At 71.3% G+C, this 24532-nt stretch carries 18 protein-coding genes; 10 read left to right on the top strand and 8 right to left on the bottom strand.

All coding sequences use genetic code 11. The features are described 5' to 3' along the window. Window positions 1–175 precede the first annotated feature (175 nt). Window positions 176–1927, top strand: a complete 1752-nt coding sequence (locus tag OG841_RS31055) for a CDP-alcohol phosphatidyltransferase (protein WP_371567370.1) — start codon at window positions 176–178, stop codon at window positions 1925–1927. A 678-nt stretch (window positions 1928–2605) separates the two neighbouring features. Here OG841_RS31055 and dusB read toward each other — a convergent pair. Further along, window positions 2606–3760 carry a tRNA dihydrouridine synthase DusB gene (gene dusB / locus OG841_RS31050; RefSeq protein ID WP_328638501.1) on the bottom strand — a complete coding sequence of 385 codons (1155 nt, stop codon included), beginning with the start codon at window positions 3758–3760 and terminating at the stop codon, window positions 2606–2608. 96 nt (window positions 3761–3856) lie between these two features. Between dusB and OG841_RS31045 the strand changes: the two genes are divergently transcribed. Together OG841_RS31045 and OG841_RS31040 are read left to right on the top strand one after the other, a co-directional pair. Next, window positions 3857–5317 carry an MFS transporter gene (locus OG841_RS31045; RefSeq protein ID WP_328638502.1) on the top strand — a complete coding sequence of 487 codons (1461 nt, stop codon included), beginning with the start codon at window positions 3857–3859 and terminating at the stop codon, window positions 5315–5317. 204 nt (window positions 5318–5521) lie between these two features. Next, window positions 5522–7153, top strand: a complete 1632-nt coding sequence (locus OG841_RS31040) for a transposase (RefSeq protein ID WP_328638503.1) — start codon at window positions 5522–5524, stop codon at window positions 7151–7153. Between the two features lie 106 nt (window positions 7154–7259). On the opposite strand, the gene OG841_RS31035 is transcribed toward OG841_RS31040, so the two are convergent. From OG841_RS31035 to OG841_RS31025, 3 genes are all read right to left on the bottom strand, one after another. Further along, window positions 7260–11603 carry a cation-translocating P-type ATPase gene (locus OG841_RS31035; protein ID WP_328638504.1) on the bottom strand — a complete coding sequence of 1448 codons (4344 nt, stop codon included), beginning with the start codon at window positions 11601–11603 and terminating at the stop codon, window positions 7260–7262. 9 nt (window positions 11604–11612) lie between these two features. Continuing rightward, complete coding sequence (locus OG841_RS31030; protein WP_328638505.1) at window positions 11613–12125, bottom strand: hypothetical protein; 513 nt, start codon at window positions 12123–12125, stop codon at window positions 11613–11615. A gap of 85 nt (window positions 12126–12210) precedes the next feature. Beyond that, on the bottom strand, window positions 12211–13110 hold the full coding sequence (locus tag OG841_RS31025; protein ID WP_328638506.1) for an MmyB family transcriptional regulator: 900 nt from the start codon (window positions 13108–13110) through the stop codon (window positions 12211–12213). Window positions 13111–13211: 101 nt separating this feature from the next. Between OG841_RS31025 and OG841_RS31020 the strand changes: the two genes are divergently transcribed. After that, window positions 13212–14639 (top strand): MFS transporter, encoded by a 1428-nt coding sequence (locus tag OG841_RS31020; RefSeq protein WP_371567367.1) that lies wholly within the window; start codon window positions 13212–13214, stop codon window positions 14637–14639. A 98-nt stretch (window positions 14640–14737) separates the two neighbouring features. Then, window positions 14738–14944, top strand: coding sequence for a hypothetical protein (locus tag OG841_RS31015; RefSeq protein WP_371567365.1), 207 nt, complete (start codon window positions 14738–14740; stop codon window positions 14942–14944). 6 nt (window positions 14945–14950) lie between these two features. On the opposite strand, the gene OG841_RS31010 is transcribed toward OG841_RS31015, so the two are convergent. The 4 genes from OG841_RS31010 to OG841_RS30995 all read right to left on the bottom strand — a co-directional run bounded on the left by OG841_RS31010 (window position 14951) and on the right by OG841_RS30995 (window position 18717). Then, window positions 14951–15538: a TetR family transcriptional regulator gene (locus OG841_RS31010; protein ID WP_062043107.1), complete on the bottom strand. Its 588-nt coding sequence runs from the start codon at window positions 15536–15538 to the stop codon at window positions 14951–14953. A gap of 25 nt (window positions 15539–15563) precedes the next feature. Further along, window positions 15564–16574 (bottom strand): aldo/keto reductase, encoded by a 1011-nt coding sequence (locus OG841_RS31005; RefSeq protein ID WP_328638508.1) that lies wholly within the window; start codon window positions 16572–16574, stop codon window positions 15564–15566. A gap of 66 nt (window positions 16575–16640) precedes the next feature. Next, window positions 16641–17252 carry a LysE family translocator gene (locus OG841_RS31000; protein WP_328638509.1) on the bottom strand — a complete coding sequence of 204 codons (612 nt, stop codon included), beginning with the start codon at window positions 17250–17252 and terminating at the stop codon, window positions 16641–16643. Between the two features lie 82 nt (window positions 17253–17334). After that, on the bottom strand, window positions 17335–18717 hold the full coding sequence (locus OG841_RS30995; RefSeq protein ID WP_057615743.1) for a glycine--tRNA ligase: 1383 nt from the start codon (window positions 18715–18717) through the stop codon (window positions 17335–17337). A gap of 162 nt (window positions 18718–18879) precedes the next feature. Here OG841_RS30995 and OG841_RS30990 point away from each other — a divergent pair, with 162 nt between their 5' ends. From OG841_RS30990 to OG841_RS30970, 5 genes are all read left to right on the top strand, one after another. After that, entirely contained in the window at window positions 18880–19827 is a 948-nt protein-coding gene (locus OG841_RS30990) for a metal ABC transporter substrate-binding protein (RefSeq protein ID WP_328638510.1), read from the top strand. Further along, window positions 19824–20600 carry a metal ABC transporter ATP-binding protein gene (locus OG841_RS30985; protein ID WP_328638511.1) on the top strand — a complete coding sequence of 259 codons (777 nt, stop codon included), beginning with the start codon at window positions 19824–19826 and terminating at the stop codon, window positions 20598–20600. Before OG841_RS30990 ends, OG841_RS30985 begins: the two co-directional genes overlap by 4 nt. Next, window positions 20600–21502: a metal ABC transporter permease gene (locus OG841_RS30980; RefSeq protein ID WP_328638512.1), complete on the top strand. Its 903-nt coding sequence runs from the start codon at window positions 20600–20602 to the stop codon at window positions 21500–21502. The genes OG841_RS30985 and OG841_RS30980 overlap by 1 nt, the downstream gene beginning before the upstream one ends. Window positions 21503–21560: 58 nt before the next feature. Further along, a complete protein-coding gene (locus tag OG841_RS30975; protein ID WP_371567360.1) occupies window positions 21561–21977 on the top strand; it encodes a Fur family transcriptional regulator in 417 nt (138 codons plus the stop codon). 147 nt (window positions 21978–22124) lie between these two features. Continuing rightward, window positions 22125–24524: a M4 family metallopeptidase gene (locus OG841_RS30970; RefSeq protein WP_371567358.1), complete on the top strand. Its 2400-nt coding sequence runs from the start codon at window positions 22125–22127 to the stop codon at window positions 24522–24524. Window positions 24525–24532 lie beyond the last annotated feature (8 nt).

The following is a 24532-nucleotide window of genomic DNA, read 5'->3' as shown; positions in this document are numbered from 1 at the left end:
TGCTCCGCGGTGAGGCCGTGCGAAAAGCCCTCACCTGACCGTTGACCACGCGTTTGCCCGGTGTTTGCCCGCGGCGGTGAACTGCTGCCGGAAGCCGGACGTACGGGAATGTGGCGGATCCGAGACCCCATATCGGGTCCGCCTCCTACCAGGACCCGTACGGAAGGACCCTCGGGTGTCCGAGACCCTTGCAGAGAGCACGTCACCCGAGGCCGAGGCGACGGGTGCGGACGGTGCGCCGGCCGAGAAGCCGTCCGTGCGCGCGCGTCTGGTCCGCTTGCGGGAGGCGCACCCCACCGCCGTACGCAACACGCGGTGGACCCTCAACATCCTCGCCGCCCTGCTCGTCCTCGGCGCCCTGCTCCTGCCGAACAAGGTCACCTATCTGCACATGCGGGAGTTCGTGCGGATTCCGGCGGAGGCGATCCTCGGGGCGGCCGTGATGCTGGCGCTGCCGCGTCGGCCGCGGCTGGTGGTGGCCACGGTGTCCGGGGCGGGGCTCGGGGTGATGACGATCCTGAACCTGCTCGACATGGGATTCAACGACTACCTCGGGCGGCCCTTCAATGCCGTCCTCGACTGGGAGTTGCTCGACGACGCGCAGTCCTATGTCGCGGACTCGATGGGCAAGGGTGTGGCGGTCGGTGCGGTGGTAGGCACGGTCGTCCTGGTGCTTGTCGTGGTGGCCGTCATGGCGCTGGCGATGGTCCGGCTGAGTGGTCTGCTGGTCCTGGACCGGCAGACCGCCACCCGGGGCACCCTCCTCGCGGCCACCGTCTGGGTCACGTGCTCCGCGCTCGGTCTGCAGATCTTCGGCACTCCCCTGGCCTCCGAACACACCGCCGCCCTCGCCGCAGCCCAGGCCAAGCGAGTGCTGTACACCGTGCGGGACGAGGCGGAGTTCCAGAAGGTGGCCAAGGTCGACGCCTTCGGGAACACGCCCGGCTCCCAGCTGGTGCCCGACCTGCGCGGCAAGGACATGATCTTCACCTTCATCGAGAGCTACGGCCGCAGCGCCGTCGAGGACCCGGCCATCGCGCCCGGCGTGGACAAGACCCTCGACACCAGCACCGCGGCCCTCGCGAAGGCCGGCTTCCACGCGAAGAGCGGCTGGCTGACCTCGGCGACGTACGGCGGCAGCAGCTGGCTGGGCCACTCGACGACTCTCACCGGCCTCTGGATCGACAACCAGCAGCGCTACCGCACGGTCATGGCCAGCGACCACCTCAGTCTCACGAAGGCCTTCAAGAAGACCGGCGCCTGGGACACGGTCGGGGTGATGCCGGGCGTCCAGAAGGGCTGGCCCGAGCAGAAGTACTACGACCTCGACAAGGTCTACAACGCCTTCCAACTCGGCTACCAGGGACCCAAGTTCAGCTGGTCGACGATGCCCGACCAGTACGCCCTGGAGGCCTACCAGCGCCAGGTCCACGGCAAGAAGCGCGACAAGCCGCTGATGTCCGAGATCATCCTGACCTCCAGCCACCAGCCCTGGGCGCCCATCCCGAAGATGGTCGACTGGGACGACCTGGGCGACGGCTCGATCTTCAAGGGCATCCAGAGGGCAGGCAACAAAGCGTCCGAGATCATCGCCGACTCCACCCGCTCCAAGCAGGAGTACGGCAAGTCCATCTCGTACTCGGTCACTTCACTGACCCAGTGGCTGGAGCGCTACGGCAGCGACGACACGGTCCTCGTCTTCCTCGGCGACCACCAGCCGATCGCCCGGGTCAGCGGGGAGAACGCCAGCCGTGACGTGCCGATCTCGATCGTCGCCAAGGACCCGAAGGTCCTCGACAAGATCGCGTCCTGGAACTGGACCGACGGCCTGAAGCCGGCGCACAACGCCCCGGTCTGGAAGATGAGCTCCTTCCGAGACCGCTTCCTGACGGCGTACGGCTCGACTCCGCACCCCTCGAAGGGGTAACGCTGCGCTGGGCTTGGGCGGGGCGCGTGCGGGGCGCCGGGTCGGTTGTCGGGCGAGTGCGGGTCCGTTGCGGCTGGTGGCGCCTACGGGGATGCCGGGTCGGGGCTCAGTGCGTCTGAAGGCCGGTGGGGGCTGATCGCGCAGTTCCCCGCACGCAGCTGCGCCGGGCTGGGGCAGGACGCCTACAGGGGTGCCGGGTCGGATTGCCGGGCGGCAGCGGGCCGGTGGGGGCTGGTCGCGCAGTTCCCCGCGGGCAGCTGCGCCGGGCTGGAGCGGGGCGGCTACGGGGGTGCCGGGTCGTGTTGCCGGGCGGCAGCGGGCCGGCGGGGGCCGGTCGCGCAGTTCCCCGCGGGCAGCTGCGCCGGGCTGGAGCGGGGCGGCTACGGGGGTGCCGGGTCGTGTTGCCGGGCGGGTACGGGCCGGTCGGGGCCGGTCGCGCAGTTCCCCGCGGGCAGCTGCGCCGGGCTTGGGCGGGACGCCTACGGGGGGGTGCCGGATCGGATTGCCGGGCGGCAGCGGGCCGGTGGGGGCCGGTTCGCGCAGTTCCCCGCGCCCCTGGGGAGTTGCAGTCGCCCGCGCCACAACGGACCGTTCGCCACCCCGGCCCCGACCCACCCACGCCCCCACCGGAGCCGAAACAGGCCGCCACAGGCACCCCCCGCCCAACCGCCGGAGGCATCAGCCCCCCGACGTGTCCAGTTCCGCGTCCTCCCCGACGCCCGCGCAGTCGTACGGGTCCTTCAGCCAGCCGTCCGGGAGGACGACACGGTTGTTGCCGGACGTGCGACCACGCGGCCCGTCCGCGCCGACCGGCCAGGGCTGGTCGAGATCCAGTTCGTCCAGGCCCGACCGGAGTTCCGCCAACGACGACGTGATCGCGAGCCGCTTGCGCATCTCGCTGCCGACCGCGAAGCCCTTCAGGTACCAGGCCACGTGCTTACGGAAGTCGATGACCCCGCGGGACTCGTCACCGATCCACTCGCCCAGCAGCGTGGCGTGCCGGACCATGACATCGGCCACCTCGCGCAACGAAGGCCGCGCGATGTTCTCCGGACGCCCCTCGAACGCCGCCACCAGGTCCGCGAACAGCCACGGCCGCCCCAGACACCCCCGCCCGACGACCACCCCGTCGCAGCCGGTGGACGCCACCATCCGCAACGCGTCCGACGCCGACCAGATGTCCCCGTTGCCGAGCACGGGAATCTCCGGCACGTGTTCCTTCAGGCGGGCGATCGCGTCCCAGTCCGCCGTGCCGCCGTAGTGCTGGGCGGCGGTACGACCGTGCAGCGCGATGGAGGTGACCCCCTCCTCGACCGCGATCCGCCCGGCGTCCAGATACGTCATGTGGTCGTCGTCGATGCCCTTGCGCATCTTCATCGTGACCGGCAGATCCCCCGCCCCGCTCACCGCCTCGCGCAGGATCGCCCGGAGCAGCGGCCGCTTGTACGGCAGCGCGGACCCGCCCCCCTTCCGCGTCACCTTCGGCACCGGGCACCCGAAGTTCAGGTCGATGTGGTCGGCGAGATCCTCCTCCGCGATCATGCGGACGGCCTTGCCGACGGTGGCCGGGTCGACGCCGTACAGCTGGATCGAACGAGGCGTCTCGCTCTCGTCGAAGTGGATCAGCTGCATGGTCTTCTCGTTGCGCTCGACGAGCGCCCGGGTCGTGATCATCTCGCTGACGAACAGCCCCTTGCCCCCGCTGAACTCCCTGCACAGGGTGCGGAAGGGCGCGTTGGTGATCCCGGCCATCGGAGCCAGGACGACAGGCGGCTGCACGGTGTGCGGACCGATCCGCAGGGGCGTGTTCTCGGTGGGCGCGGTCGTGGACATTCCCCCATTGTCACGCACCGCTCGGGGTGCCCCCGCATCGATCATGTACCAACCATTAGTTAGACGCACTATTGAAATCGGCGTACGATGGCCCGCATGCCCGAGCTCAGCCCTCGCCGACGCATGCTGGTACTCGCGATCTGCTGCATGAGCCTGCTGATCGTGAGTCTCGACACCACCGCCCTCAACGTCGCCCTGCCCGCCATGCAGCGGGGTCTGGACGCGAGCACGGCGGGCCTCCAGTGGACGATCGACGCGTACACCCTCGTCCTCGCCTCCCTGCTGATGCTGGCCGGCTCCACCGGCGACCGTATCGGCCGCAAGCGCGTCTTCATGGCGGGCCTGATCGTCTTCACGATCGGCTCCGCGCTGTGTTCCGCCGCGCCGAACCTGGAGGCGCTGATCGCCTTCCGCATGGTGCAGGCGGTCGGCGGTTCGATGCTCAACCCGGTCGCGATGTCGATCATCACCAACACCTTCACGGACCCGCGCGAGCGCGCCCGGGCGATCGGGGTGTGGGGCGCGGTCGTCGGCATCTCCATGGCCGCGGGACCGCTGGTGGGCGGCGTGCTCGTGGACTCGGTCGGCTGGCGCTCGATCTTCTGGGTCAACCTTCCGGTCGGCCTCGCGGCCCTGCTGCTCACCCTGCGGTACGTCCCCGAGTCCCGGGCGCCCAAGGCCCGCCGTCCCGACCCGGTCGGACAGGTCCTGGTGATCGCGCTGTTCGGCTCACTGACGTACGCGATCATCGAGGCGCCGGCCTCGGGGTTCTCCTACGTCCTGCCCTTCGCCGTCGTGGCCGTCGTCGCCCTGGCCGGACTGCTCTGGTACGAGCCCCGGCGTGACGAGCCCCTCATCGACCTGCGGTTCTTCCGGTCCGCGCCGTTCAGCGGGGCCACGGTGATCGCGATCAGCGCGTTCGCGGGGCTCGGCGGGTTCCTGTTCCTGTCGACGCTGTATCTGCAGAACGTCCGCGGTCTTGACGCGCTGCACGCCGGCCTGTGGATGCTGCCGATGGCGGTACCGATGTTCCTGTGCGCGCCCCTCGCCGGACGGCTGGTGGGGAGCCGGGGGCCGCGGCTGCCGTTGGTGATCGCGGGGATCGCCATGACCGTGAGCGGGGTGCTCTTCGCGGCCTTCGACGCGGAGACCTCCGACGTGACGCTGTTCCTCGGGTACGTCTTGTTCGGGATCGGGTTCGGGTTCGTCAACGCGCCGATCACGAACACGGCGGTGTCGGGGATGCCGCGGGCCCAGGCGGGGGTTGCCGCCGCCGTCGCGTCCACGAGCCGGCAGTTGGGGCAGACGCTTGGTGTCGCCGTGATCGGGGCGGTGCTGGCCTCGGGAGTGGGCGCGTCGTCGTACAAGGAGGCGTTCGTGTCCGCCGCTGTGCCGGGGTGGTGGATTCTGGCCGGGTGCGGGCTTTCTGTGCTGGTGCTCGGGGCGGTGACCACTGGGCCGTGGGCCCGGCGTTCGGCTGAGCGGACGGCTGAGCGGCTGGAGTCCGTGGAGGTTCGTGAAGCGGCGGGGGTTGGGAACTGTTGCCGCTGCACTTAGCAGAAGTGACTTCTGGTGATCGTGAGTGAGCGCATGTACTGGATGCGGTAGTTCATCTGCGCGCCAGAAGCGTCTCCCGATGGGGGTGTGCTGCCTGCGGTTTCGGGAGGGAACTGGAGTTCGTGGGTCGAATGGGTGACCTTTGCGGATGCTGCTCGTTGACTGCCTTGGAGAGGGGATCTTCGGCAGGGCGGGGGTGTACGGGTGGGCGCACTGAGGGAGGTGGCGGCGTCGTTCGTGGTGCCCGGCCCGGCCGGAGTGGCGATCCGGGACCGGCTGCGGGTGTCGGATGCGGACGCGGCGGTCCTCACCGAGGTCGGCGTCTACTTGGGTTCGCTGGCCGCGGGTGATCTCGCGGAGCGGTCCCGGCAGGGGCTGGCACATGATGCCGCGGGGTGGGCGGTGCGCAAGCGGGAGCTGACGGGGAGATCGTCGGCGCGGTGGGCGGGCAGTATCACCAAGGCCAGCCATGACCAGTGGGCGCTGGCCCGGCGCGGGCAGGCCGCCCACATGGCCTGGCTGCGGGGGCAGATCGCCTCCATCGAGGCGCGGCTGGCCCGGCCCTTGGGGGCCAAGGCCGACAAGCGCGCGGGGCTGGTGCGCGGGTATGCCTCGCGGGGCGAGTGGCATGCCAAGTCCCGCCGCCTGCAGACCCTGAAGGACCGGCTGGCGGTGGTGGAGGCTGACTGGGCGGCGGGCCGAGTGCGTGTGGTGCGTGGTGGCAAACGCCTCGCGAACACCCGCCACCACCTTGCGGCGGCCGGACTGGACGAGCAGGCGTGGCGGAAGCGCTGGCAGGCGCAGCGGATGTTCCTGGCCGCCGACGGGGAATCCGGCAAACGCTTCGGCAACGAAACGATCCGCGTCACCGACACCGGACAGGTCTCCCTCAAGCTCCCAGCCCCGCTGGCTCACCTGGCGAACGCGCCACATGGCCGCTACGTCCTCGACGCCACCGTACGGTTCCGGCATCGGGGGCAGGAGTGGCGTGATCGGATCGCCGTCAACCGGGCGGTGGCCTACCGCATCCACCACGATGTGGTGCGCGGCCGCTGGTATGTCACCGCATCCTGGCAGCGCGCCGCCGCTCCGGTGCTGCCGCTTCAGGCGGCGCTGGCGCGGGGGGTGGTGGGGGTGGACATGAACGACGACCACCTCGCCGCCTGGCAGTTGGATGTGCACGGCAACCCGGTCGGCGAGCCGCAGCGCTTCTTCTACGACCTCACCGGCACTGCGGAGCATCGGGACGCGCAGATCCGGCACACGCTGACCAGGCTCCTACACCATGCCCGCCGCTGCGGGGCCGCCGCAATCGCCATCGAGGACCTCGACTTCACCGACGGCACCAGCCGCGAGAAGCACGGCCGCAACAAACGCTTCCGCCGCCTCATCTCCCGCTTCCCCACCGCGAAGCTCAAAGCCCGCCTCGTCTCGATGGCCGCCGAACAGAACTTCGCGATCGTGGCGGTCGACCCGGCCTACACCTCCCGCTGGGGCGCCCAGCACTGGCAGCAGCCGCTCACCACGACAACCCGCAAGATTTCCCGGCACGATGCGGCAAGCATCGCGGTCGGGCGACGCGCCCTCGGACACCCGATCAGGCGACGGACGACACCGCCCCCGCCCCACCAGAGTGATGGTGCGGGGCATCGGACCGTCCAGGCCCGACCGGACACCCGGCGGCGCGAGGAAACCCGCCCCCGTATCCCCGGACCACGGACACGATCCGTGTCACCGGACACGGAGCGAAAGCGGGCGACCAGGACATCCAACACCGTTCGGGATATCCGCAGTGACCAGATATGGGTCCAAGACTCACTCCTGCTCACTGATTAGGAACGGTCAGCGCGTAGTTCGGCGGCCGCGGGTCGGTGGGGGCTTGTCGCGCCCACGCGGCGGTAGCCGCACATCGATACAGCCCCGCGCCCCTCGGTGGATCACGTCAGCTCAGTCGATTCAGTACCGTTCGCTCCAGTGCAGGTACAAACCTCTGCCCCGCCAGCGCCAGCACGATCGCCGCCGCCACCCCCGCCCACGCCAGCGGCCCCAGCGGCGTACAGCCGAAGAGCTGGCTCACGCCCGGGATTTCCACCACGGCGAACAACGCCACCGCCGAGCCCAGGGACGTGAAGCGGACCAAGGGGCTCTCCCGGCGGTCCGCCAGGGTCTGGGCCAGCTGCGTGCCCACCACCGCGCACAGTGCCATCGTCGTCGAGCGGCGGGCCGTGCCCGGGGTGAAGCGGCCGATCAGCCAGGCCACGGTGGCGCCCAGGCAGGTGGTGATCGCGCGGTCGCGGATCTGTCGGGTCAGCGCGGCGCCCAGGATCGTGTCGACCGAGGGCTCGTCTTCCGTGGGTTTCTCCGTCGGCGTCACCGCCACCGCCATCGCCGGGAACAGGTCGGTGAAGAGGTTCACCAGGAGCATCTGGCGGGTGGACAGGGGCGCGGAGCCCGACAGGAGCGTGCCGAGGATGCCGAAGCCCACCTCGCCCGCGTTGCCGCCGATCAGGATGGCGATGGCGTCGGCGACGCTGTGCCACAGGGCACGGCCCTCCCGGACGGCCTCGACGAGGACGGTGAGGTCGTCGCCGGTCAGGACGAGGTCGGCAGCGTTGCGGGCGGCGGCCGAGCCGCGGGCGCTGATGCCGACGCCGATGTCGGCGGCGCGGATGGCGGCCGCGTCGTTGGCGCCGTCGCCGACCATGCCGACGACCCGGCCCGCGTCTCTGAGCGCCTCGACGACCTGGAGTTTCTGCTCGGGCGCGACCCGGGCCACGACATCGGCGTCGCGCAGCATCCGGGAGCGGGCCGAGCGGTCGGCGGCGGCCAGCTCGTCGCCGGTGACGATCGTGGCGTCCTCGGGCCAGCCGAGGTCGGTGGCGATGGCGTGGGCGGTCTGCGGGTGGTCACCGGTCAGCACGACAGGCCGTACGCCCGCCTCGCGCAGTCCGCGGACCAGGTCCGGGGAGGTCTCCCGGGCGACGTCGGCGAGGGCCAGCAGGCCCACGAACTCCAGGTCGCGCAAAGGCTCTTCGGGTACAGCCTTCTCGTCGCCGTCGAGCGGACGCCGGGCCACCGCCAGGACGCGCAGGCCGTCCCGGGCCAGGGACTGGGCCCGGTCGGAGGCCTCGGTCGGCAGGTCGGCACAGGCGGGCAGCACGGTCTCCGGGGCGCCCTTGAGGACCAGGACCGGGGAACCGTCGCCCGGGCGTCCGACGGCGGCGGCGTAACCGCGGCCGGCCTCGAAGGGGAGGCCCTCCAGCTGCGTCCACTCCTCGTCGGGGGCGGCCGCGTCCAGGACGGCCTCGTCGGTGGCGTGGGCCGGGCGCTGCCCGGAGTCGCCGTCGAGCCGGGGGCAGGCGCGGGCGGCGATGCGCAGCGGGCCGTCGGCGCCGGGCTCGTCGAGGGTGTGGACCGTGCCGTCCGCGTCGGTGACCCGGACCAGGCGCAGCCGGTTCTCGGTGAGCGTGCCGGTCTTGTCGAAGCAGATGGTGTCCATGCGGCCCAGCGCCTCCAGGGTGCGCGGGGCGCGGACCAGGACGCCGTGCGCGCTGAGCCGGCGGGCCGCCGCCAGCTGCGCGACCGTGGCCACCAGCGGCAGCCCTTCCGGTACGGCGGCCACCGCGACCGCGACCCCACCGCTGACCGCCTGCCGCAGGGGCGTGCCGCGTACCAGGGCGAGCCCGGTGACCGCGGCACCGCCCGCCATCGTCAACGGCAGTGCCTTGCGGGTGAGTTCCTGGAGCCGGGCCTGGACTCCGGCGGCGGCCGGGGTACGGGCGGCGAGCGTGACGGCGCGGGCGGCCTCGGTGCGGTCGCCGGTGTCCACGACGACCGCGCGGGCCCGTCCGGCCACCACGGTCGTGCCCTCGAAGACCATGCAGTGCCGTTCGGCGACGGGGGCGCGCGGGCTCGGGTCGGTGCACTTGTCCACCGGGAGGGACTCGCCGGTCAGCGCGGACTCGTCGACCTCCAGGCCGTCCTCCCACAGCAGGCGGGCGTCCGCGGGCACCACGTCGTCCAGCGTGAGCTCGATGACGTCCCCCGGGCTCAGCTTGGCGGCGTCGACGACCTGCGGTTCCGCGTCCTCCTCCGCGACCCGGGCCTTCTGCTTCTGCTGGGCTAGCAGCCCGGACAGGGCCCGCTCGGCGCGCAGCCGCTGGAGTCCGCCGACGAGCGCGTTCAGGTCGAGGGCGCCGACCACCAGCAGGGCGTCCATCGCGGACCCGAGGATCGCCGACGCGGCAGAGCCGACCGCCAGGACGGGGGTCAGCGGGTCGTCCAGCTCCCCGCGCACGGCCCGGGCGAGCTGCGCCGACCATCTGACGGGGGCCAGCACGGGCAGTCGTACGACGGTGTCGGCGGCGGTACGGACCCGTTCGGTCGTCTGCTCGACGAGCGTCGGCTCCGGGGGCGCCTCCTGTTCCAGCCGGTCGCGTACGTCGTCCGGGTCCAGGTCGTGCCAGGCCACCCGGGGACGCGGGTGCGGGAGGCTCGCGCCGGCCACGCGGAGGGCGGCACGCGTGCCGGTGAAGAGGGCGGCGGCCGCGGCCGCGTCGACGGGTGCGTGCCGGAGACCGGGGAGTGCCGTACGGCGTCGGCCGCGGCCCGACTCGCCGACGGCGACGAGGAGTCCGGACAGGGCGGCGCCGGAGCGGGCCAGGGTCTGGGAGCGGCGGCCGACCGCGCGGGCCGCCGGCACGGCCGTCAACAGCCGCCAGACGTCGGGCAGTCCGTGCGTCGCGAGGACGTCGGCACCCCAGGCGACCGCGCAGCCGCCGTCGGTGAGGGAGACGGCCACGTCACCGCGGAGGAGTCCGGCGACGACGTCGGCGTCCTGGGGGCGGGCGATGGTGAGAACGCCACCACCCTCGGCGTCGTCATCGCCCTCGGCGTCGTCGCGGAGTTGGTCGACGATGTCCCTCAACGGACGGTCGGCGTCCACGACTTGGTCCGCGAGGCCGGTGAAGTCGGCCAGTGCGGGGTCGTCCACGACGACGACGCGGAGTCCGGCGCGCCGGGCCGCGTCCAGCACGGCCTCCGCCCAGGGGTCTGCGCCCGCGCCCGGGGTGCGCAGGGCGCTCGGGTGCAGGAGGACGGTGCCGACGGTCTCCAGCCGGCGCAGCCGGTCCGGGTCGCGCACCAGGACGCCGGAGCGGGACAGCGTTGCGCTCAGTACGGCGTGGAAGGCGGCGGGGCCGTAGCGCGCGGCCTTCGGGGAGCCCGCGAGGACCGCCTCCGCGGCCTCGGTCACATCGTGTTTGACGAGCAGCGCGGCGACGGCACCGGCGATGCTGCCGGCTGATGCGTGGCCCGCGTACTCCTGGGCGGGCGAGGGGCACGGCGGCGGGCGCAGGGCCAGGTCGACGGGCACGCTGTCCCGGTCCGGGACGCACAGGTCGTCGTGGACGGCTTCGAAGGTGGCCGTCCGTACGACCGCCTCCGCCAGCTGGCAGGTGCGCAGCGTTCCGTCGAGCAGCAGGGAGGTGGGGCTGTGCCCGGCGCCGTGCACGGCGGCGTTCACGACGGCCAGCGCCACGTCCATCCGCGCGTCGCCGAGCCGCCCTCGCAGCCAGCCCCTGAAGCGAGGGTTCTCCCGCAGCAACGTCACGACCGCCGTCACGGGCCGCGGCGAGGCCGGCAGCCGCAGCGCGGACCCGGCGAACGCGGCGGCGACCCCGACGGCGTCGGCGGCGAGCGCCACGCCTGCGGTCCGGATGGAGCCGGGGGCACCGGGGTGGGCGAGCTCCTCGACATCCTGGCCAGCCGCCACCAGCCCGTACCGCTCGGCGAGCACCGAGACCCGCTCCACGACCCGCTCGGTGGCCACTCCCTCCGCCGCGGTCACGACGAGCCGCCCGAGGCCCTGGTCCCAGTAGGCCAGAGCGATGTCGGGGTGCTCGGCGAGGGCGGTGACGAGACGGCGGGCGCGGTGTTCGGTGCGGGTGGAGCGGGGCGGTGCAGAGGAGGGTCCGGCACCGGCCTCCGCGTCGGACCGCTGTTCCCCGTGCTCTCCGTGCTCTCCGCGCTGTCCGTCCGCGTCCGTCTCCGCGCGCAGCGCCATATGGGCCCGTCGGCCCGCTCGCCAGTCCTGCGGTGCTCCCGGGAGGGCCGCGCGAGCGGCCCTCGTCGCCCGGGCCGCGAAGTCCGCCGTGCGTACGCCGGCCCGGGCCGTTCCGGCCACCGCTCCCGCGGCCGCGCCGACCGCGGCGGGCGTGTTCCTGGCCAGCAGGCGCGGGCCGGCCAGGACGAGGCCCGCGGCGGCCGTCGTGAGTCCTCGGTTCATCGGTGGTCCTCAGTCGCCGGATCGGGTACGGCCCGCGGTGGCGCCGCCGGGTCCGCCCCGGTCGGACGGCGACGCCGTCTCGTGCGGAGGGAGTTTGTCGGAGGGTGTGCGGAGGGACGGGGAGGGCGATGAACCGTGCGACGAGTGGGACGGCCTGCCGTGTGACGACGCCAGGACCCGGGGTGTGGGCCGGCTCTCGTCCCCCGACTCGCCGTGCTCCTCCCGCTCACCCGGCCTCGGCTGCGTCAGCCACGCCACCGCCGCCCCGGTGACCGCGACGGGCCACTCGACGACGCCCGCGACGCCGAGCACCCCGGCCCCGGCGTACACCGCGAGCCGCCGGCCGCGCGGGGACACCGCGCCGACCCGGTCCAGCGCTCCACCGGCCACCCGGCCCACCGTCCCGGCCCCGGGCACCTTCCCGAGTACCGACGCGGCCGCCCGCAGCGGCTGCGGAAGCCCCTGCGCCGTTGACGGTGATCCTGACTCTGCTACCTGCTGCGACGACTTCTGCTCGGCCATGACTCGCCTCGCCTGTGGGGGGTCTTCTCTTCCGACCGACCGGGTTCCCGCACTGCGGGCGATCATCCCCACCGGCGACAACCGGTCAGGGGCGCTGTCGGGCCCGTTCCAGCGCGATCGCGTGCAGCTTCTCCAGCCGCAGCCGGGACTCCTCGTCCGCGGGGGCGTAGGTCACCATGCGCGGCCCCGCCTCGGGGCCGAGCCACAGGTCGGTGTGGTCGACGGAGACATGGCCGACGTAACGGTTCACGAACTCCTTGCGGCGGCCCCGGTGTTCGATGACCTCATGCCGGTCCCAGACCTCGCGGAACTCCGGGGACTCCGTGCGCAGCCGCTTCAGGAGCATCTTCCAGCCGGGCTCGGCGAGGTGTCCGGCCATGGTGGCACGGAAGCGGGCCGCCATCAGTCGCTGCGCCTCCGGCAGGTGGACGATCGAGGAGCGCCAGTCATCGTGGGTGTAGGAGAGGATCATGCAGTTGCGGTCCTCGGGCGGCACCGCGTCCAGGTCGCACAGCAGCAGGCCGTAGGTGCGGTTGTAGGCGAGGATGTCGTAGCGGCTGTTCTGCACGCAGGCCGGGACCGGCTCCAGCTGTTCGAGCACCTGCTGGATCGCCGGGGTGATCGACGGGCAGACGGTGGCCGGCGTCGGGTCGACGGCTTCGGCGAGCTGGAAGAGGTGCGAGCGCTCGGTCGGGTCCAGCAGCAGTGCGCGGGCGAGGGCGTCCAGGACCTGCACGGAGACCTGGATGTCACGGGCCTGCTCCAGCCAGGTGTACCAGGTGACGCCGACCGCGGAGAGCTGGGCGACCTCCTCCCGGCGCAGGCCCGGGGTGCGGCGCCGGCGGCCGCGGGGCAGACCGACCTGTTCGGGGGCGATGTGCTCGCGGCGGTGGCGCAGGAAGGCGGCGAGCTCGTGGCGCCGGATCGCCGAGGCGGACGCGGTCGGCATCACCGGTACGGCTGTCTCCTGGGCCATGGTCGTCATGCCTCCAGCCTGCCTGCGTCGGGACCCTGTTGCCAGGTGGTTCTTCTACCAGGATAAGGAGACTCTGGTACCCCCATGGGAGCGGGCGCAGGCTCAGGGGCGTGACCACCGAAACCACCACTCCGCACTCCGTCCGCCCGGCCGCGCCACCCCGGCTGAGCGGCCTCGGACTGTTCACGGTGCTGCTCGCCGCGGCACTCCCCCTCATCGACTTCTTCATCGTCAACGTCGCGCTGCCCACCATCGGCGCGGACCTCTCCGCGAGCGAGTCGGTCCTCGAACTCGTCGTGGCGGGTTACGGATTGTCCTACGCCGTCCTTCTCGTCCTCGGCGGCCGCCTCGGCGACCTCTTCGGAAGGCGCCGGCTGTTCCTGGGCGGCATGCTGGCCTTCGGACTGACCTCACTGGCGTGCGGGCTCGCGCCGACCGCGTGGACGCTGGTCGCGGCGCGGGTCGCCCAGGGCGCCGCGTCGGCGGCGATGCTGCCGCAGGTCCTCGCCACGATCCAGTCGGCGACGGCCGGACCCCGCCGGGCGCGGGCGATGGGCCTGTACGGCGCCACGGCGGGGCTCGCCATGGTGGCGGGCCAGATCCTCGGCGGTGTCCTGGTGGCGGCCGACATCGCGGGCACGAGCTGGCGGGCGGCGTTCCTGGTGAACGTCCCGGTCGTCCTGCTCGGCCTGTTCCTCGCGGCCCGTACGGTCCCCGAGACCCGTTCCCCCCGCCCGGAGCCGGTGGACGGCCCCGGCACGGTCCTGCTGGCGGCGACCCTGCTCGCGCTGCTGGCCCCGCTGACCGAGGGCAGGGCGGCGGGCTGGCCGCTGTGGACGTGGCTGTCGCTGGCGGCGTTCCCGTTCCTGGCGTGGGCGTTCTTCGCCGTGGAGCTCAGGGCGGACCGCGGGGGCCGCACACCCCTGGTCCCGCCGAGCCTCTTCCAGCTGGTGTCCCTGCGCCGCGGTCTGCTGCTCATCCTGCCCTTCTCGATGGGCTTCGCGGGCTTCATGTTCGTGATCGCGGTGGCGCTCCAGGAGGGGGCGGGCCGCAGCCCCGTCCAGGCGGGTCTCGCACTGGTCCCGCTGGCGGTGACGTTCCTGTTCACGTCGATCGCCGGACCGCGGCTGATCGCCCGCCACGGCACCCGGGTGGTGACCGCGGGCGCACTGATCCAGGGGGTCGGTCTGGGTCTGATGATCCTGGCCGCGCGCTCCTCCTGGCCGGACCTCGGGCTGCTCCCCCTGCTCCCCGGCGGCGCGATCGCCGGAGTCGGCCAGGCCCTCCAACTGCCCGTGGTCTTCCGGATCGTCCTGTCCGAGGTGCCGCCTGCCCGGGCCGGTGTCGGCAGCGGCGTGATGGTCACCACCCAGCAGGTCTCCCTGGCCCTCGGCGTGGCCACGCTGGGCACCCTCTTCCTCGCCCTGGCGCCGGGCATGGGCATGCGGGACGCCCTGGTGACGACGCTCCTCGTCCAGCTGGCCGGGGTGGCCCTGACGGGCGTACTGAGCCTGCGTCTGCCGCGCACGATCGCCTGACCGGGCCACCGGCCTGGCTCAAGTCCTCGCGAACGCCGCGTGAAGATACTGCTGTTGATGTTGTTCTTGCTGCACACTCCTAGCCGGAGGCGAGGCACATGTTGCAGATCAACACGAGCAGGGTGAGCCGCTGGGACGAGCACGGCCGCGAACACGTGGTCCAGGTGCAGCGCAAGGGCGCGCAACGCACGATCAGATGTGACACCTGCGGCTGGCGCAAGGGAGCGCAGTTCCTGCCCTGGCTGAAGGCGGAGGAACACCTGGCGGAGGAACACCGGGCGACGGTGGACCGGTCGCAGACGTAGCGGCCCTCAGGCCTTCAGGCCGCGTACCAGCAGGTCCAGCAGGGCGGTGAACTCCTCTTCCGCGCCCGGTTTTTCCCACTCACCGGCATAGCCGGGGTCGTGGAAGCGGGCGGTGGCCTGGAAGAGGGCCAGGGCCGTGGTGGCCGGGGCGGTGACGGTGAAGGTGCCCGCGTCGATGCCGTCCTGGACGACGCGGGTCAGCTGGTCGGTCAGCTCGGTGAGGTGCTCGACGACCGCCTCGACGTTCTCACCGGTCAGCACCGTGTACGTGGCGAACAGTTCCGGATCGTCGCCCGCCTTGCGGCGCTTGGCCTCGAAGAGCGCTGCGAGCCACTCCCGCAGCCGGGCCTCCGGGTCACGGTCCGCCTCGACGATTCCGGCCAGCACCCCCGTCGTCCGGTCCAGCCACCGCTTCGTCACCGCCTCCCGCAGCGCCGCCTTCGTCCGGAAGTGCCGGTAGACGCTGCCATGGCTGACGCCGAGCGCGCGGGCCACGTCGACCACGGTGGCCTTGGCCGGGCCGTGGCGGCGCAGCACCTCCTCGGTGGCTTCGAGGATGCGCTCGGCGGTCAGGGTCTCGGTGCTCGGGGGCATGCCTAGACCGTACCTGGCACGGTGTTCACCGTTCGCTGTCGAGCATGGCCATCAGCGGGGCCGCGTACCGCTGGCCGGCCGCCGCGTCCGCCGGTACGGCGCCCTCGATGGCCGCGAGGTCGGCGGCGTCCAGGGTCACGTCCAGGGCGCCGAGTGCCTCGCCGAGCCGTTCGCGGGTCCTCGCGCCGACCAGCGGCACGATGTCGTCACCTTGCGAGAGCACCCAGGCGATGGCGATCTGCGCGACCGTGACGCCCTTCTGTTCGGCGATCTTACGCAGGGACTCGACCAGCGTGAGGTTGTGCTGGAGGTTCTCGCCCTGGAAGCGGGGCGAGTGGGCGCGGAAGTCGTTCGCGGCGAGCCGCCGGTCGGCCGTGAGGTGGCCGGAGATCAACCCGCGCGAGAGCACTCCGTACGCGGTGACGGAGATGCCCAGCTCGCGCACGGTGGGCAGGATCTCCCGCTCGGGACCACGGGATATGAGGGCGTACTCGATCTGGAGGTCGGCGATCGGGGCGGTGGCGGCGGCCCGGCGGATGGTGTCGGCGCCGACCTCGCTGAGCCCGATGTGCCGGACCCAGCCCTTCTCCACCAGTTCGGCGATCGCACCGACGGTCTCCTCGATCGGCACCTGCGGGTCGAGCCGGGAGGGCCGGTAGACGTCGATGTGGTCGACACCGAGGCGCTGGAGGGAGTACGCGGCGAAGTTCTTCACGGCGGCGGGGCGGCCGTCGAAGCCGGACCAGGCGCCGTCCGGGTCGCGCAGGGAGCCGAACTTCACGCTGAGCAGCGCGTTCTCGCGCAGGGCGGCCGGAGCGGTGCGCAGTGCCTCGTTGATCAGCAGTTCGTTGTGGCCCATGCCGTAGAAGTCGCCGGTGTCCAGCAGGGTGACGCCGGCCTCCAGGGCGGCGTGGAGGGTGGCGATCGACTCCGCGCGGTCCGTCTCGCCGTACATGCCGGACATGCCCATGCAGCCGAGGCCGAGGGCGGAGACCTGGGGGCCGGTGGTTCCGAGGGTTCGGGTTCGCATCGTCATGGCGTCCAGCGTGCCATGACAGCTGACAGATTTCAATATCTGTCAGCTGTCATCTGTCATGTGCGGTCACGCGTCGGTCGTGGCCAGCTTGGCTCCGAGCAGCACGAAGGACGCCGCGAAGCTCCGCCGCAGCCAGGCCATGACCCGGGGCCGGGAGGTCACATGGCTGCGGACCGAGGCCGCGAGCACCCCGTAGGCGGCGAAGACCACGAAGGTCGCGAGCATGAAGACCCCGCTCAGCACGAGCATGCGCGGCAGGGCGTGCGGCTCGGTCGGGCTCACGAACTGGGGCAGGAACGCGAAGAAGAAGATCGTCAGCTTCGGGTTGAGGAGGTTGATCAGCACCCCCCGGGCGATCACGCGTGCCGCGGAGACGGGCGCGCCACCCCGGTCGACCTCGATCACCTCCGTGTCCCGCACGGTCGCCCAGGCCATGTACAGGAGGTAGGCGACCCCGGCGTACTTCACCGCCTGGAACGCCACCGCGCTCGCGTTCAGCAGTGCGGCGAGGCCGGTGACGGTGGCGAGGACGTGCGGCACGATCCCGAGCGTGCAGGCGAACGCGGCGACGACGCCGGCGCGAGGACCGCGGGAGAGCCCGGCGGCGAGCGTGTAGACGACTCCGGTGCCGGGAGTGGCGACCACGACGAGGGTGGTGAGGAGAAAGGCGAGGCTCATGGGGCCAGCCTGGACACGGAACGGCCCCCGACACAGGGCCAAAGCGAGGCCTGTATCGGGGGCCAAAGAGCAACGGGTGGAGCTAGCAGCCGACGAGACGCCCGGCCAGGTACCCCTCGATCTGGTCGAGAGACACCCGCTCCTGCTTCATGGAGTCCCGCTCGCGGACCGTCACGGCGTTGTCCTCGAGCGTGTCGAAGTCGACCGTCACGCAGTACGGCGTGCCGATCTCGTCCTGGCGCCGGTAACGGCGGCCGATGGCACCGGCGTCGTCGAACTCGATGTTCCAGTTCTGGCGCAGCGCCTGGGCGAGACCCTTGGCCTTCGGGGACAGCTCGGCGTTGCGGGAGAGCGGGAGGACCGCGACCTTCACCGGGGCCAGGCGGTGGTCGAGGCGCAGCACCGTGCGCTTCTCCAGCTTGCCCTTGGCGTTGGGCGCCTCGTCCTCGACGTACGCGTCGAGCAGGAACGCCAGCATCGCGCGGCCGACACCCGCCGCGGGCTCGATGACGTACGGCGTCCAGCGCTCGCCGGCCTCCTGGTCGTAGTAGGCGAGGTCCTGGCCGGAGGCCTTGGAGTGGGCGCCGAGGTCGTAGTCGGTGCGGTTGGCCACGCCCTCCAGCTCACCCCACTCGTTGCCGCCGAACTGGAAGCGGTACTCGATGTCGGCGGTGCGCTTGGAGTAGTGCGAGAGCTTCTCGGCCGGGTGCTCGTACCAGCGCATGTTCTCCTCGCGGAGACCCAGGCCCGTGTACCAGTTCCAGCGCTGCTCCATCCAGTACTCCTGCCACTTCTCGTCCTCGCCCGGCTTGACGAAGAACTCCATCTCCATCTGCTCGAACTCGCGGGTGCGGAAGATGAAGTTGCCGGGCGTGATCTCGTTGCGGAAGGACTTGCCCATCTGCGCGATGCCGAACGGCGGCTTCTTGCGCGAAGCGACCTGCACCTGGGCGAAGTTGGTGAAGATGCCCTGGGCGGTCTCGGGGCGCAGGTAGGCGATGGAACCGGTGTCCTGCGTCGGCCCGAGGTGGGTGGAGAGCAGACCCGAGAACTGCTTCGGCTCGGTGAACTGGCCCTTGTTGCCGCAGTTGGGGCAGTTGATGTCCGCCAGGCCGTTCTCCGGCTCGCGCTTGTGCTTGGCCTCGTAGGCCTCGATCAGGTGGTCCGCGCGGAACCGCTTGTGGCAGGAGGTGCACTCGGTGAGCGGGTCGGAGAAGGTGGCGACGTGACCGGACGCGACCCAGACCTCGGGGGCCAGGATCACGGACGAGTCGATACCGACCACGTCCTCGCGGGACGTCACCATGTAACGCCACCACTGGCGCTTCAGGTTCTCCTTGAGCTCGACACCCAGCGGTCCGTAGTCCCAGGCGGCCTTCTGGCCACCGTAGATCTCACTGCAGGGGAATACGAAGCCACGGCGCTTGCTCAGGCTGACGATGGTGTCGATCTTGTCGGCGGCCACGGTGCTCTCTTCATTACGACGACGGGCGACGAAGCAATCTCTACGGAGCAGTGCTTCAGAGCGAATGCCTCAGGTTACCGGCGGAGGCTGCCCCCCAATCAAATCGGTGCCGCTCAGCCCGTTTGTTGACAACGGTTTCCATATTTGATGAAAATGACTGTCATGAACGTACGACGCCACCTCATACCCACGGTCGCCGTGGCCGCTGCCCTCGCCGGCCTCTCCGCCTGCTCCACCGACAGCGCCGCCGCGGGCGACACCGGCAAGTTCGACGTCGTCGCGTCCTTCTACCCGATGGCCTTCCTCGCCGAGCAGATCGGCGGCGACCATGTGAGCGTCACCAGCCTGACCGAGCCCGGTCAGGAGCCGCACGACCTGGAGATCAGCGCCAAGCAGACCGCGCAGCTCCAGGAGTCCGACGCGGTGCTCTACCTCAAGAACCTCCAGCCCTCCGTCGACGACGCGGTGAGCCAGTCCGAGATCAAGACCAAGATCGACGCCTCCTCCCTCACCGAGCTGGAGAAGCACGGCAACGAGGTCGGCGGCCACGCGGCCGAACACGACGACCACGCGAACGGCGAACTCAAGGGTCTCGACCCCCACATCTGGCTCGACCCGGTGCGCTACGCCCAGGTCGCCGAAGGCGTCGGCAAGGCCTTCGAGAAGGCCGACCCGGACCACGCGGCCGACTACAAGGCACGCACCGCGGCTCTCGTGAAGAGGCTCGACGCCCTGAACACCGAGTTCGAGACCGGGCTCAGGAACACCGACACCAAGGTCTTCGTCACCACACACGCCGCCTTCGGCTACCTCGCCGAGCGCTACGGCCTCACCGAGGAGGCCATCAACGGCCTCGACCCCGAGTCCGAGCCCAGCGCCGACCGCGTCAAGGACCTTGAGAAGATGGCGAAGGCCGACGGCGTCACGACCGTGTTCTACGAGACGCTCGTCAGCGACAAGACCGCGAAGACCATCGCCTCCGACGCCGGACTGAAGACGGACGTCCTCGACCCCATCGAGGGCATCACCGCCAAGTCCCGCGGCAAGGACTACTTCGCGGTCCAGGAAGCCAACCTCAAGGCGCTGCAGAGCGCCCTGGGAGCGAAATGACACCGGAGGACGGCATGACCGAGCCCGTCATCGCGCTGCGCGGAGTCCGCGCCGACCTGGGCTCGCGGCCCGTCCTGCGCGGCATCGACGTCACCGTGCACCGCGGTGAGGTCGTCGCGCTGCTCGGCGCCAACGGCTCCGGCAAGTCCACCGCGATCCGCACGATCATCGGCCAAGTGCCCCTGTCGGCAGGGGAGATCGACCTCTTCGGCACCCCGCGCGGGCGGTTCGGGGACTGGGCGCGGGTCGGGTACGTCCCGCAGCGCACCACCGCCGCGGGCGGCGTCCCGGCGACCGTCACCGAGATCGTCTCCTCCGGGCGCCTGTCCCGCGCCCGCTTCGGTGTGCTCCGCAAGGCCGACAAGGAAGCCGTGCGCCGGGCCCTGGAGCTGGTCGGCATGGCGGACCGCGCGAAGGACTCCGTCAATGCCCTCTCCGGGGGCCAGCACCAGCGGGTGCTGATCGCCCGCGCGCTCGCCGCCGAACCCGAACTGCTGATCATGGACGAGCCGATGGCGGGCGTGGACCTGGCCAGCCAGGAGGTGCTGGCCCGGACGCTCGGCGAACAGGTCGCCCAGGGCACCACGGTGCTGCTCGTGCTGCACGAACTCGGCCCGCTGGAGCCCCTGATCGACCGGGCGGTCGTCCTGCGCGACGGCTGCGTCCAGCACGACGGACCGCCCCCGCGAGCCGTCGGCCAGCACGCCCTGCCGGGCCACGACCACGTCCACCCCCACGACCACGAGCCGATCCGCACGGGACTGCTGAGCTGATGGACTTCCTCGACTACGCCTTCATGCAGCGGGCGCTGCTCGCCGCCGTCCTGGTCGGCGTCACCGCCCCCGCCGTCGGCATCTACCTCGTCCAGCGCCGCCAGGCCCTCATGGGCGACGGCATCGGCCATGTCGCGATGACCGGCGTCGGTCTCGGATTCCTGCTCTCCTGGTCACCGGTGTGGATGGCGACCCTCGTCTCGGTCCTCGGCGCGGTCCTCATGGAGCTGATCCGCTGGTACGGCAGGACGCGGGGTGACATCGCCCTCGCGATGCTCTTCTACGGCGGTATGGCCGGCGGCGTGATGTTCATCAACCTCGCGCCCGGCGGCTCCAACGCCAACCTGACGTCCTACCTCTTCGGTTCGCTCTCGACGGTCTCGCAGTCCGACGTGACGGCGATCTGTCTGCTCGCCGCGTTCGTGGTGCTCGTCACCCTCGGTCTGCGCCGGCAGTTGTTCGCGGTCAGCCAGGACGAGGAGTTCGCGCGGGTCACCGGTCTCCCGGTGCGCGCGCTCAACCTGCTGACCGCGGTCACGGCCGCGGTGACGGTGACCGTGGCGATGCGCGTGGTCGGGCTGCTGCTGGTGAGCGCGCTGATGGTGGTGCCGGTGGCGGCGGCGCAGCAGCTCACCCGGAGCTTCGCGGCGACCTTCGCGGTCGCGGTGGCGATCGGCGTGACGGTGACGATCGGTGGCACCGTGACCTCGTACTACCAGGACGTGCCGCCCGGCGCGACGATCGTGCTGCTGACCATCGGGGCGTTCATCGTGCTGACGGGCCTTGCCACCCCGCTGGCCAGGCGACGGGCCCGGGCGGCCGCGGCCGCGCAACCCGCCCCGGACCCCGCGGAGTGTGCGATTCCGGCCAGTCGGGAGTCGGACGGCACGATCGGCGTCTGACCCGGCACAGGCCGGGCTGGCACAATGGCCCGGCAGGCGCCGAACGAAGGAGGAACCCGTGACGACCGCAGGACCGCCCGTGAAGGGCCGCTCGACCCGGCAGCGGGCCGCCGTGGCGGCGGCCCTCGACGAGGTCGACGAGTTCCGCAGCGCACAGGAACTGCACGACATGCTCAAGCACAAGGGTGACGCCGTCGGTCTGACCACGGTCTACCGCACCCTCCAGAACCTCGCCGACGCGGGCGAGGTCGACGTCCTGCGCACCTCCGACGGCGAGTCCGTCTACCGCCGCTGCTCCAGCGGCGAGCACCACCACCACCTGGTCTGCCGGGTCTGCGGCAAGGCGGTGGAGGTCGAGGGACCGGCCGTCGAGAAGTGGGCCGACGCGATCGCCGCCGAGCACGGATACGTCAACGTGGCGCACACCGTGGAGATCTTCGGCACCTGCGCGGACTGCGCGGCCGCCCAGGGCTGACACACAAGGACCTCACAGCCGAGCCGAGGGTTAACCCTTGACTCGGCCTCCTTTGCATGACATGGACGGGTCAACAGTGCCACGCTCCCCCCAGCTCTCACGCAGTTCCCGCACGGCACCTCCACCCCTGTCGCAGTAGGAGTACGAGTGAGACCCTCCCCCCGAAGATCGGCCGCCGCCGCGTCCCTGGTCGCCGCCGCATCACTGCTCGCCGTAGGGATCCAGACGGTCCCCGCGACCGCGAAGCCCGCAGCCCCCCACCCCAGCCCCCTGCGCGCCGGAGGCCTGGAGGCGAAGCTCTCCCCGGCCCAGCGCACGGCGCTGATCAAGAGCGCGTCGGGCAGGACCGGCGCGACCGCCGACTCCCTCGGCCTCGGCGCCAAGGAGAAGCTGGTCGTCAAGGACGTCGTCAAGGACAACGACGGCACCCTCCACACCCGCTACGAGCGCACCTACGACGGTCTTCCCGTCCTCGGCGGCGACCTGGTCGTGCACACGCCCCCGGCCGCCCAGGCGACGGGCACGCTCAGCACCACCTTCAACAACAACCGCCGTACCGTCTCGGTCAGGTCCACGACCGCCGCGTACAGCAAGGCGTCCGCCGAGACCAAGGCGCTGAGGACCGCCAAGGCGCTCGACGCCGAGAACCCCGCCGCACAGAGTGCCCGCAAGGTGATCTGGGCGGGCTCGGGCACGCCGAAGCTCGCGTGGGAGACGGTGGTCTCCGGCTTCCAGGACGACGGCACGCCCAGCAAGCTGCACGTCGTCACCGACGCCACGACCGGCGCCGAGCTCTCCCGCTTCGAGGGCGTCGAGACCGGCACCGGCACCAGCCAGTACAGCGGCACGGTGACCATGGGCACCACGCTGTCCGGTTCGACGTACCAGCTGTACGACACCTCGCGCGGCGGCCACAAGACGTACAGCCTCAACAACGGCACGTCGGGCACCGGCACCCTGATGACCGACACCGACGACGTCTGGGGCACCGGTTCCGGCTCCAACACCCAGACCGCCGGTGTCGACGCCCACTACGGCGCCCAGGAGACCTGGGACTTCTACAAGAACACCTTCGGCCGCAGCGGCATCAAGAACGACGGTGTCGCCGCGTACAGCCGCGTCCACTACAGCTCGTCGTACGTCAACGCCTTCTGGGACGACGACTGCTTCTGCATGACCTACGGCGACGGCTCCGGCGGCACCCACGCGCTGACCTCACTGGACGTGGCCGGTCACGAGATGAGCCACGGCGTCACCTCCAACACCGCCGGCCTCGACTACACCGGTGAGTCGGGGGGCCTGAACGAGGCGACCTCCGACATCTTCGGCACCGGAGTGGAGTTCTACGCGGCGAACTCCTCCGACGTCGGCGACTACCTCATCGGCGAGAAGATCGACATCAACGGCGACGGCACGCCGCTGCGGTACATGGACAAGCCGAGCAAGGACGGCGGCTCGGCCGACAGCTGGTACTCGGGGGTCGGCAACCTCGACGTGCACTACTCGTCCGGGCCCGCGAACCACATGTTCTACCTGCTCTCCGAGGGCAGCGGCACCAAGACCATCAACGGGGTCACGTACAACAGCACCACGTCCGACGGGGTCGCCGTCGCCGGCATCGGCCGGGCCGCCGCCCTGCAGATCTGGTACAAGGCGCTGACGACGTACATGACGTCCAGCACCAACTACGCCGGGGCCCGGACCGCCGCGCTGAACGCCGCCGCGTCGCTGTACGGCGCCGGCTCGGCGCAGTACGCCGGGGTCGGCAACGCCTTCGCGGGCATCAACGTCGGCAGCCACATCACCGTGCCGTCGACCGGTGTGACGGTGACCAACCCGGGCAGCCAGTCCACCACGGTCGGGACCGCCGTATCCCTTCAGGTCTCGGCCAGTTCCACCAACAGCGGCTCACCGACTTACTCCGCGACCGGACTGCCGACCGGTCTGTCGATCAGCAGCTCCACGGGGCTGATCTCCGGCACCCCGACCACGGCCGGCAGCTACAGCACCACGGTCACGGTGACCGACAGCACCGGAGCCACCGGTACGGCGTCCTTCACCTGGACGGTGAGCTCGTCGGGCGGCGGCAGCTGCACCTCCTCCCAGCTGCTGGGCAACCAGGGCTTCGAGTCGGGCAGCACCACCTGGACCGCGAGCAGCGGGGTGATCACCAACTCCAGCAGCCAGGCCGCCCGCACCGGCTCGTACAAGGCCTGGCTGGACGGCTACGGCTCCACCCACACCGACACGCTCTCCCAGTCGGTGACGATCCCGAGCGGCTGCACGGGAACGACGTTCACCTTCTACCTGCACGTCGACACCGCGGAGACCACCACCAGCACGCAGTACGACAAGCTGACGGTGACCGCCGGGTCGACGACCCTGGCCACGTACTCGAACCTGAACGCGGCCTCCGGATACGTCCAGAAGTCCTTCAGCCTGTCGGCCTTCGCCGGTCAGACGGTCGCCCTGAAGTTCACCGGCGTCGAGGACTCCTCGCTCCAGACCAGCTTCGTGATCGACGACACGGCGGTGACGACGAGCTGATCCCCTGA

Origin of the sequence: Streptomyces canus, from assembly GCF_041435015.1 — a bacterium.
GTDB lineage: Bacteria > Actinomycetota > Actinomycetes > Streptomycetales > Streptomycetaceae > Streptomyces > Streptomyces canus_G.
Note: the sequence above shows the minus strand (reverse complement) of the source record. Positions and strands in the feature narration are given on the sequence as shown.